Origin of the sequence: Photorhabdus heterorhabditis (assembly GCF_018448905.1) — a bacterium.
Lineage (GTDB): Bacteria > Pseudomonadota > Gammaproteobacteria > Enterobacterales > Enterobacteriaceae > Photorhabdus > Photorhabdus heterorhabditis.
The window spans coordinates 51,492-62,476 of sequence record NZ_RCWA01000015.1; the positions used below are offsets into that span (position 1 = coordinate 51,492).

Genomic DNA, 10,985 nt, shown 5'->3' on the forward strand with positions numbered 1-10,985 from the left:
CGTTTTCTGTCCACCAGCATACCGCGCATATCAGATACGATTAGTAGTAGGTTTAATAGACAAATTGAGTGAATCATATTGATCCAACCTTTCAGCAATATTAATGAGTGTTTGTGATTCCGATACTTTTATTGATACGTTATCTTAAAAGTGATGTCAAGAATTCATTTAGGCATATGATTCTTGGTTTTACTTTTCCTGTGGTGATAAATTGAAGTGTTAATCTGTATTTATTTGAAAAGATTTTATTTTATTCTTTTAAGACCCGTTTTGGCTTTAGTGATAAACTCATAATTATATAAAAAATAGCGTATTATACTTATTAATTAAAATTAAGTATTTTCCATGGGGAAAGATGGAAAGCGATTTGTATTTTTCTAAAAAACGTCATCTGTTATTGACAAAATAGATGTAAATAGGAAGTTATGTTATATATCCTTGAAAAAATAATTTCATAATATAATAACTCTGATAAAATTGTTTAATAATAATAAATCAGTAATTTTATTATGAATTATGTCATTCTTTGATTTATTATCTTATCTAACGAACTAGAGTAAATGGATTGTTAACATGATTGTACTTTTTTGTGAATAAATAATGAGCATCTACATTTTCTACTAATTGAAATTATATATTTTTAACACTAATAAGGGGATGCGCTGGTTAGCTATGCGTATTCAGATTTGTACAAGGACGATTCTTAATTATTTATCATCAAAATGATTAAGGTAATTGATCTCGTTAATAGTAAAAGTCATCGTAATATCTGAGTGATGAATGAAGTATTTCCGATGTTTTGTTATTAGTTGGGGTCATCTGAATGAGTTTAGTGGAGTTAAACAATGGCTGAATACACCTCAGTAACGACAAACCAAAAAGGTCCAAGTGAAATTCATTTACGTAATGTGGATCTAAATCTGTTGACTGTTTTTGATGCGGTTATGCAAATGCAGAATGTAACACGTGCTGCGCAGATATTAGGGATGTCACAACCTGCGGTCAGTAATGCAGTTTCTCGTTTGAAGTTAATGTTCAATGATGAATTATTTGTGCGTTATGGGCGTGGAATACAACCGACAGCAAGAGCTCATCAATTATTTGGCCCTGTCCGTCAGGCATTACAATTGGTATATAATGAGTTACCTGGGGTTGGTTTTGAGCCTGATGGTAGTGACAGGGTTTTTAATCTTTCAATTTGTAGCCCTTTGGATATTAGGCTGGCCGCAAAAATAGTTGAACAGGTAAAACAAAATACGCCGAATCTGGGTGTCACGATTAGATCATATCTGCATGATAATATTGAGCATCAACTCAGATATCAAGAAACTGAGTTTGTCATTAGTTATACGCAGTTGGAACGTACGGACTTTCATCATTATCCGTTATTCAATGATGAATTGGTTTTGGCCGTTTCCAGTAGTCATCCAAGAATTGGAAATAGTATTAGTGAACAGCAATTGTATGAGGAGCATCATGCAGTTGTATCCTTGGATAATGTAGATTCATTCAGTATCCCTTATTATGATGGTGGCGAGTGTTTGCGTTCTGTCGTTTATCAAGGAACTGACTTGAATAGTGTGTTACATATTGTATCTCAAACCTATTTGGTTGCGGTTGCTCCAAGATGGTTGGTTGAACACTACAGCGAACAATTAGCAATAAAAGCTATTTCATTACCGTGGGATAAAGTCAGTCGTCCGTGCTATTTGATTTGGCACGAATCTACAACAAAAGATAAAGGGCATCAGTGGATGAAATCGCTGCTGAGTCAACTCGGTGGAAACTAATTAACTTGGTACTCACTATTGGATAACTGGTAGTGAGTTTTTTTCTTTATCACAAATTTTTCAACTTTTGATAAATATTCTTTTCCTGTTGTTCAGGAATAGGTAGACTGCAAGGAAATAGCTAACACCTGTAAGCTGAAAAGCGAGTAAGTGATGCAAACAGGTATTATTAGAGAATAAAGCCTCTGTTTTTTCTCTGATAAGAAAAATTTTTTCTAACAGGAAAAGAATTGTGATAACTGAAAATTTACACCCTTATCACTTGATAAACCGATTACAGCAACAAATCAAACAATACCCAGAGAGAATAGCTTTTCGTCAATGGTCTCCAGAGGAACAACTCGAATTAAGCTGGAATGACATTGATAAAAAGGCAAAAGCTATTAGCCGGGCGTTGCTGGAGATGGGTATTGATGTACAGGAAAAAATTGGCCTTTTTGCACATAACAGTATGGCGTGGTCTCTGGTAGATATTGCTGTATTACAGCTCAGGGCGGTTACTGTTCCTTTGTATGCAACCAGTAGTCAGGAGCAGGCTGGCTTTATTCTTAATGATGCCGGTATACATATTCTATTTGTTGGTGGACAGGCGCAGTACGATGTTGCTATCACATTGACAGAATGTTGTCCTCAGCTAAGTCATATCATTGTATTGGATGAATCAGTTGATTTGCACGATTGTTCATTAGCACAACATTTATCTGACTTTATGACTGATAATAAATTACAGCATCAGTCTGAGTTAGAAACCCGTATTGTTAACCGCAACCTAGATGATCTTTTTACGCTTATATATACATCTGGTACAACCGGTGAGCCTAAAGGTGTCATGCTTGATTATCGTAGTTTAGCATATCAGTTACATTCACATGACCATATACTGACATTAACTGATCAGGATGTTTCTTTGAGTTTCCTGCCGTTATCCCACGTATTTGAGCGCGCATGGAGCTTTTATGTCATGCATACCGGCGCGCAAAACGTTTATTTGACGGATACTAATTTTGTTCGTCAAGCTATGGCAGCTATTCGTCCAACAGTGATGTGTGCAGTGCCAAGATTTTATGAAAAAATTTATAGTGCGGTTTTTGAAAAGGTTTCTCAGGCGCCTTGGCATCGGAGGAAACTTTTTAATTGGGCGATTAAATGTGGAGAACGTCAGTTTTTACGTAAGCTGCAAGGTAAAAAAAATTGTCCCTGGTCAACGGCAATGCACCGACTAGCCGATAAATTGGTATTGAGCAAATTGCGTAATATATTGGGTGGCAGAGTCCGTTTTTTACCTGCTGCCGGAGCGCGTTTAGACGAAACCATTATCCTATTTTTCCTTGCTGTTGGTATAAATATCAAATATGGCTATGGCATGACAGAGACTTGTGCCACGGTTTCCTGTTGGGATGAGCAAGGTTACGTGCTTGGTTCTATTGGTACTCCACTGCCAGGTATTGACGTCCGTATCGGTGAAGAAAATGAGATACAGGTGCGCGGTCCAATTGTGATGAAAGGCTATTTCAATAATCAGGAAGAAACCGCCAGGACATTTACTCAAGATGGTTGGTTGCGTACTGGTGATGCGGGTAAATTGGATGAAAATGGTTATTTGTTTATTACCGAGCGCTTAAAAGATTTGATGAAAACATCAAATGGTAAATATATTGCTCCACAAATGATTGAAAGCATTTTGGGGCAAGATCGTTTTATTGAGCATGTTGCGGTTATTGCTGATGCCCGTAAGTTTGTATCCGCTCTTATCGTGCCTTGCTATGATGCCTTGGAAGAGTACGCAAGATCAATCAATCTGAAATATCATGACCGAGTTGAATTATTGAGTAATAGCCACATTATGGCAATGTTTGAACAACGCCTAAAAGAGATGCAGAAGAACTTTGCCCATTTTGATCAGGTCAAGCGCTTCACATTACTGCCGCAACCATTTTCAATGGAAACAGGTGAATTGACTCCAACATTAAAATTACGAAGAAAAATTATTATGCAGCGCTACCATCAAGAAATTGAGTCTATGTATCAGGATTGATTTTCAGGATTTATACCCTTCATCTTTCAAGCTGCTGCTTTGTTGGCTGCGTTCACTTGCTGCCGCCCTGCAACTTGAAATCTATTGGGTATATATCAAGTTAGTTAATGCTATTTCCTTAAACTGGTAATTCTTCAAGGAAAGTTCCAGGTGGTATCGCATCATATTTCACTAGGCACTTTCCCAAAGTTCCTTGGTTTTTAAAGATCTCAATATTGGCGAATAGACTGTAGTTCAGCCTTAAAAGTCGTAGATAAATGACATTCCCTGATATCGCTCTGTGATTGTTAAATATCACAGTTTTAATACTTGTCATCTGAAAACTATTCGGCGATTCATGCTATAAAAATGTTATTTTATCTCAGAACAAAAAATTCATATGGTTTCAGGGGCTGGTGCTATTTTTTCTGCTAATTTATAAGGACTTGTTGACTGACAACATTATGTTATTCCTATCAGATAGATTATTTTATTTCTCATTGATTAAGAATAGGATATGAAAAGTATATGTAAAAGAGGACTATAAAAATGAGCTGATAGTATTCTATGCTCGTTTTTATAGTAAATAGAACACATTTTGTATAATTTGGTGAATTAATGAATTTTGATAATTTAGTTATTGTTCATGGTTTTTTAGCAGCCCCTAATAGACATTGGTTTCCTTGGCTTAAAGGTCAATATGAAAGGTCAAATATTCAGGTTATTGTGCCAGAAATGCCAGAATCACATGCTCCTTCTCCTCATTTGTGGCAAGAAAAATTGCAGCAAAGTATACCCAATCCTAATGAAAGAACGCTTTTTATTGGGCATAGCTTGGGCTGTATTGCCACACTCAGGTACATCTCATCTTTACCTGATGATGTCACTATAGGGGGTGTCGTATTAATTTCAGGATTCTCTGAAGAATTACCTACCCTACCTGAATTAAGTACATTTACTGATGTGAATCTAGATTTTCGTCTCTTTATACAAAAAATAAAGCGGCGAATAGCAGTATTATCTCTTAATGATGAGATTGTACCCCCACAGTTTACATTAAATTTGAGCCAGAAGATTTGTGCTGAATTGTACGGTTTCCCTGATGGCGGGCACTTTTTAGATCGCGATGGTTTTACGATTTTTCCTAATCTGGAGAAGGTGTTAAAAGATAATTCAATGTTGTGAAGAAATTGACTGGCTGTTTGCAGATATGTCAGGTCTGCTTATGTTCATAACCTGGCTATTTTGGTGAATTATTGGAATTAATATAATTTATGGCGTGATAAAAGAATGAATTCATGATGAGGTATATGGATTTTGGCTGAATATTACCATATTTATAGACGGAATGGGATGATACGGATTACGGCAGAAGTGGTGGGAAGAGAATAGGGTGATGACAATTGCTAACATCCGTTTCTAGCGTTATGTTAATTAACTCAGCAACGATAATAGCTGAGAGTCTATTTGTCTTACTAAAATAAAAGTGGAAATAACTTCCGATTATTAACTTGCAAACAGAGCCTGGAGGAAAACCCATGGAGATGTTATCAGGAGCTGAAATGGTCGTCCGATCGTTAATTGATCAGGGCGTTGAACATGTATTCGGTTATCCGGGTGGGGCAGTACTGGATATTTACGATGCCTTGCATACGGTTGGGGGAATTGGGCATATCCTGGTACGTCATGAGCAAGGTGCAGTTCATATGGCTGATGGTTATGCCCGTTCCACGGGTAAGGTTGGTGTGGTATTGGTCACTTCTGGGCCAGGTGCGACCAATGCAATCACGGGTATTGCGACAGCTTATATGGATTCAATTCCAATGGTTGTATTGTCCGGTCAGGTAGCCAGTTCCTTGATTGGTAATGATGCATTCCAGGAATGTGACATGGTGGGTATTTCCCGTCCGATCGTGAAACACAGTTTTTTAGTGAAGAAAGCGGAAGATATTCCGAAGGTACTAAAAAAAGCTTTCTATTTGGCTTCTAGTGGTCGTCCGGGGCCAGTTGTTATTGACTTACCAAAAGATACGGTAAATCCAGCAATAAAACTGCCATATATTTATCCTGAACAGATAAGCATGCGCTCTTATAGCCCGACGATTCAAGGGCATAAAGGGCAGATTAAACGAGCATTGAGAAAGCTTCTGAATGCGAAAAAACCGATTATGTATGTCGGGGGCGGAGTAATTAATGCAGATTGTTCGGCAGAATTACTGGTATTAGCAGAAAAATTTCATATTCCGGTTGTCAGTTCCCTGATGGGATTAGGCAGTTTCCCGGCCACTCATCGGCAAAATCTGGGTATGCTTGGTATGCATGGCACATTTGAAGCTAACAAGGCAATGCATAATTCAGATGTGATTTTTGCTGTTGGTGTCCGTTTTGATGATCGAACGACTAATAATCTGGAAAAATACTGTCCAGAAGCAACTGTTTTACATATTGATATTGATCCAACATCAATTTCGAAAACCGTTTCCGCAGATGTACCTATTGTTGGGGACGCTAAACAGGTTCTGAGGCAAATGCTGGAATTGTTGGAAAAAATGGAAGATACGCAGGACCCGGATGCATTGAAAGATTGGTGGTTATCTATTCAGCAATGGCGTAGTCGTAAATGTCTCAATTTTGATCGTAATGGCGAAAAGATTAAACCTCAGGCCGCTATCCAGGTTCTTTATCGTCTGACTAAAGGCGAAGCTTATGTCACTTCGGATGTTGGGCAGCACCAGATGTTTGTTGCATTGCATTACCCATTTGATAAGCCAAGGCGTTGGATAAGTTCTGGCGGTTTGGGAACCATGGGATTTGGTTTACCTGCTGCTTTGGGTGTCAAACTGGCGAAACCAGAAGCAACGGTAGTCTGTGTTACCGGGGATGGCAGTATTCAGATGAATATTCAGGAACTGTCCACAGCATTGCAATATAACCTGCCAGTATTGATTCTGAATCTAAATAACCGTTTCCTGGGGATGATAAGACAGTGGCAGGACATGATTTATGCCGGGCGTCATTCTCAGTCCTATATGGAATCTTTGCCTGATTTTGTCAAACTAGCAGAGGCTTATGGTCATGTTGGTATTTCTATTCAGAGTTATGATGAACTGGAAAGTAAATTAGCAGAAGCCTTGAAAGAGGTGACTGAAAACCAGCGGCTGGTATTTGTTGATGTCACAGTGGATGAAACTGAACACGTATATCCTATGCAGATCCGTGGAGGGGCAATGGATGAGATGTGGTTAAGCAAAACGGAGAGAACCTGATTATGCGCCGGATTTTATCTGTATTACTTGAAAACGAATCGGGGGCTTTGTCCCGTGTTGTTGGTCTGTTTTCCCAGCGCGGCTACAACATTGAAAGTTTGACTGTGGCTCCAACGGATGATCCGACATTGTCACGGATGACCATTCAGACTAAAGGTGATGCCAGGGTACTTGAGCAGATTGAAAAACAACTGCACAAGCTGGTGGATGTATTGCGGGTTAGCGAGTTGGTATCAGGTTCTCATGTAGAACGTGAGATTATGCTGGTGAAATTACAGGCCAGCGGATATGGACGTGAGGAAATCAAGCGCAGTACTGAAATCTTTCGCGGGCAGATCGTTGATGTGACTTCTACCCTATATACCGTACAACTGGTAGGAACCAGCGATAAATTGGATGCATTTCTTGATGCCGTTCGCGAGGCTGCTGAAATTGTAGAAGTGGCCCGTTCCGGTATTGTCGGTGTATCGCGTGGGGATAAAATTATGCGATGAAAAATCGCAAACTGCGGGACAATGTACATACATTTACGAGGCTCTGCGATAAAGTAGGGCCTTTTCTGGATTTATGAGGAGTTAATGTGAAACTGGATGAAATCGCCCGCCTTGCAGGTGTTTCGCGCACAACGGCCAGTTATGTGATTAATGGTAAAGCTAAGCAATACCGGGTCAGCGATAAAACGGTAGAGAAAGTGATGGCTGTGGTTAGAGAGCATAATTACCATCCGAATGCTGTGGCAGCGGGTCTCCGTGCAGGACGCACCCGTTCTATTGGTTTGGTTATTCCAGATTTAGAAAATACCAGCTATACCCGTATTGCGAATTATCTAGAGCGTCAAGCTCGTCAGCGTGGTTATCAATTATTGATAGCATGCTCTGAAGATCAGCCTGATAATGAGATGCGCTGTGTTGAACACCTGTTACAACGTCAGGTGGACGCAATAATTGTTTCTACTGCATTACCTCCTGAACATCCTTTTTATCAGCGCTGGGCAAATCGTTCTTTGCCTATTATTGCGCTCGACCGCGCATTGGAAAATGAACACTTTATCAGCGTAGTGGGTGATGATTTTGAAGATGCAAAAATGTTGGCACAAGAGTTTCGTCAATTCCCCGCTGAGTCTGTGCTGTATCTTGGGGCATTACCTGAGCTATCCGTTAGCTTTCTGCGTGAACAGGGGTTCCGTGAAGCCTGGAAAGATGACCCTCGCGAAGTTATGTATCTTTACTCAAACAGCTATGAACGTGATGCAGCGGCTGAGGTGTTCGCTAAGTGGTTGGAAACTTACCCGATGCCACAAGCGTTGTTCACGACTTCTTTTGCTCTTTTACAGGGCGTAATGGATGTCACGCTTAAACACAGTGGCCGGTTACCTAATCAATTGGTTATTGCGACTTTTGGTGATCATGAATTATTGGATTTCCTTGAATGTCCGGTGCTTTCTGTAGCGCAGCGCCATCGTGAAGTTGCGGATCAGGTATTAGAACTAGTACTAGCCAGTTTGGATGAAAAGCAAAAACCAAGCCCAGGTATTACACGGATACACCGTGACTTATGCCGGAGAGGAAGCTTGAACCGAAAGTTATGATAAAAGCCCCCTCATTAATTTTTGGGTGGGGGGCTTTTACTCCAGATTTGTAGAAAAAAGTGTCAGAAGACAACTTTAGAACAATGCTTAAATTATTTACCAGAAAAAAGGCATGAATATGAATTTATTCGGATTTGGAATTTTTTGCTTTTTATCTTATCTCGTTGTTTTATTTATATATTAAATCGATTTTAATGATGTTATTTTTGATGATTTTATTATCATTGTTGGTTTTAGTATCGAATGTACCCATTAAATGATAAATATTATTGTATGATGGTTGGATAGTAATGAAATGTAAATTATGTAAATAAACTAATAACACAATTATTTTTTCATTATTTTATCGTAAACATTCATTCTCCCTTTGCTCGAAAAATTATTCAAAATTATCATAGTGTTAATTATTATTGATATTGCTAAATTCAATCATTGTGCTGCCAACTTCCAAAATCCTTTTACTAAATATAGCTAAAGCGCATCGGCTCTGGCTTGACAAGGTTTTCGTCCCATCCGTAAACTCCTTATTGTGGGGATTAGTGGGATAAAGTGGTAATTTTGAATTGTCTGAGGCAACTTGAGGATGTTTCGTGGAGCAACGTTGGTTAATCTCGATAGCAAGGGACGGCTTGCCGTACCTACCCGATATCGAGCTATGCTAAACGAGGAATCGCAAGGGCAAATGGTTTGTACCATTGACCTTCATCAGCCATGCCTGCTGCTTTATACACTATCTGAATGGGAAATTATCGAAGAAAAACTTTCCCGCTTATCCAGTATGAATCCGGCAGAGCGTCGGGTACAACGTTTGCTCTTAGGTCATGCCAGTGAATGCCAGATGGACAGTGCTGGACGTCTTTTGCTAGCCAATACTCTGCGTCAGCACGCAGGGCTAGTCAAAGAAGTCATGCTGGTTGGTCAGTTCAACAAATTTGAATTGTGGGATGAGCAGGCTTGGTATCAACAGGTTAAGGATGACATTGCAACTGAACAATCCACACAACAACCTTTATCAGTACGGCTACAGGACTTATCACTATAAACATGGCAAACAGTCATTTTAAACATACCAGCGTATTGCTGGATGAAGCAGTCAACGGACTGAATATTCGTGAAGATGGAATCTATATTGATGGCACATTTGGGCGTGGCGGGCATTCACGCCTGATTTTGTCACAACTGGGTATGACCGGTCGTTTAATCGCAATTGATCGTGATCCGCAAGCGATTGAAACTGCAAAATCGATTACAGATCCGCGTTTTTCAATTGTCCATGGACCGTTTTCTGAGTTAGCACACTATGTAGAAAAAGCCGGTCTGACAGGCAAAATTGATGGTGTATTACTGGATTTAGGTGTTTCTTCACCTCAATTGGATGATCCGGAACGTGGTTTTTCTTTTATGCGTGATGGGCCGCTAGATATGCGGATGGACCCGACTCACGGGCAGTCAGCTACAGAATGGCTGATGAAAGCGGAAGCGGATGATATTGCATGGGTGTTAAAAACATTTGGTGAAGAGCGTTTTGCCAAACGTATCGCCAGAGCAATTGTTACACGTAATCAGGAACAACCCATTACCCGAACAAAAGAGTTGGCGGATTTGATTGCTCAAGCCAGTCCGGTGAAAGAGAAGCATAAGCATCCAGCAACAAGGAGCTTCCAGGCGATTAGGATTTATATCAACAGTGAATTGGAAGAGATTGAGCAAGCGCTGGATGGTGCATTACAGGTGCTTGCCCCACATGGACGACTTTCAGTTATCAGTTTCCATTCACTGGAAGATCGCATTGTTAAGCGATTTATTCGTCATAACAGTCGTGGGCCACAAGTACCGGCAGGATTACCACTGACAGAAGAGCAACTGAAAGCACAAGGCGGGCGTAGCCTAAAGTCTATTGGCAAGATGAAACCTTCAGAGAACGAAGTGGCTGATAACCCACGAGCTCGTAGTTCGGTTTTGCGTTTTGCTGAAAAAGTCAGTGAATAATGGCAGGTGAACGTCACGGATTAGCCGGCATTATCGGCAGCGATTTGCTCAGAAATGCCAAAATACCATTGATTCTTCTAGTGGCTGTGGTGGTTTCAGCCATAGTTGTTGTGACCACAACGCATGAAACTCGTTTGTTGATTGCTGAAAAGGAGCATCTGGTATTGGAACGTGATGCGTTAGATATCGAGTGGCGTAATTTAATCCTTGAAGAAAATGCGCTTAGTGAGCATAGCCGGGTTGAGCGAGTAGCAGTTGAAAAAATGCATATGCAGCATGTTAATCCTGCACAGGAAAACGTTGTTGTTTTACAGTGAGTTAATTTGATTAATTAATAA

General features: G+C 39.9%; 9 protein-coding genes. All 9 read left to right on the forward strand.

Annotated elements, in window-relative coordinates; translation table 11 throughout:
- The first annotated feature begins 845 nt into the window (after positions 1-845).
- The gene (gene leuO / locus EAE89_RS11490; protein ID WP_054480167.1) at positions 846-1,790 is read left to right on the forward strand and encodes a transcriptional regulator LeuO; all 945 of its coding nucleotides are present in this window, start codon (positions 846-848) and stop codon (positions 1,788-1,790) included.
- A gap of 235 nt (positions 1,791-2,025) precedes the next feature.
- Positions 2,026-3,825 carry an AMP-dependent synthetase/ligase gene (locus tag EAE89_RS11495; protein ID WP_188093324.1) on the forward strand — a complete coding sequence of 600 codons (1,800 nt, stop codon included), beginning with the start codon at positions 2,026-2,028 and terminating at the stop codon, positions 3,823-3,825.
- A gap of 597 nt (positions 3,826-4,422) precedes the next feature.
- Positions 4,423-4,989 carry an RBBP9/YdeN family alpha/beta hydrolase gene (locus EAE89_RS11500; protein ID WP_214085874.1) on the forward strand — a complete coding sequence of 189 codons (567 nt, stop codon included), beginning with the start codon at positions 4,423-4,425 and terminating at the stop codon, positions 4,987-4,989.
- 353 nt (positions 4,990-5,342) lie between these two features.
- Positions 5,343-7,070 carry an acetolactate synthase 3 large subunit gene (gene ilvI / locus EAE89_RS11505; RefSeq protein ID WP_054479186.1) on the forward strand — a complete coding sequence of 576 codons (1,728 nt, stop codon included), beginning with the start codon at positions 5,343-5,345 and terminating at the stop codon, positions 7,068-7,070.
- Positions 7,071-7,072: 2 nt separating this feature from the next.
- Positions 7,073-7,564, forward strand: a complete 492-nt coding sequence (ilvN, locus tag EAE89_RS11510) for an acetolactate synthase small subunit (RefSeq protein WP_054479187.1) — start codon at positions 7,073-7,075, stop codon at positions 7,562-7,564.
- A gap of 86 nt (positions 7,565-7,650) precedes the next feature.
- A complete protein-coding gene (gene cra, locus EAE89_RS11515; RefSeq protein WP_054479188.1) occupies positions 7,651-8,658 on the forward strand; it encodes a catabolite repressor/activator in 1,008 nt (335 codons plus the stop codon).
- A gap of 583 nt (positions 8,659-9,241) precedes the next feature.
- Positions 9,242-9,700, forward strand: a complete 459-nt coding sequence (gene mraZ / locus EAE89_RS11520; RefSeq protein WP_054479189.1) for a division/cell wall cluster transcriptional repressor MraZ — start codon at positions 9,242-9,244, stop codon at positions 9,698-9,700.
- 2 nt (positions 9,701-9,702) lie between these two features.
- Positions 9,703-10,647 carry a 16S rRNA (cytosine(1402)-N(4))-methyltransferase RsmH gene (rsmH, locus tag EAE89_RS11525; RefSeq protein WP_054479192.1) on the forward strand — a complete coding sequence of 315 codons (945 nt, stop codon included), beginning with the start codon at positions 9,703-9,705 and terminating at the stop codon, positions 10,645-10,647.
- Positions 10,644-10,964 (forward strand): cell division protein FtsL, encoded by a 321-nt coding sequence (ftsL, locus tag EAE89_RS11530; protein ID WP_072161878.1) that lies wholly within the window; start codon positions 10,644-10,646, stop codon positions 10,962-10,964. Before rsmH ends, ftsL begins: the two co-directional genes overlap by 4 nt.
- The last annotated feature ends 21 nt before the right edge of the window (positions 10,965-10,985 follow it).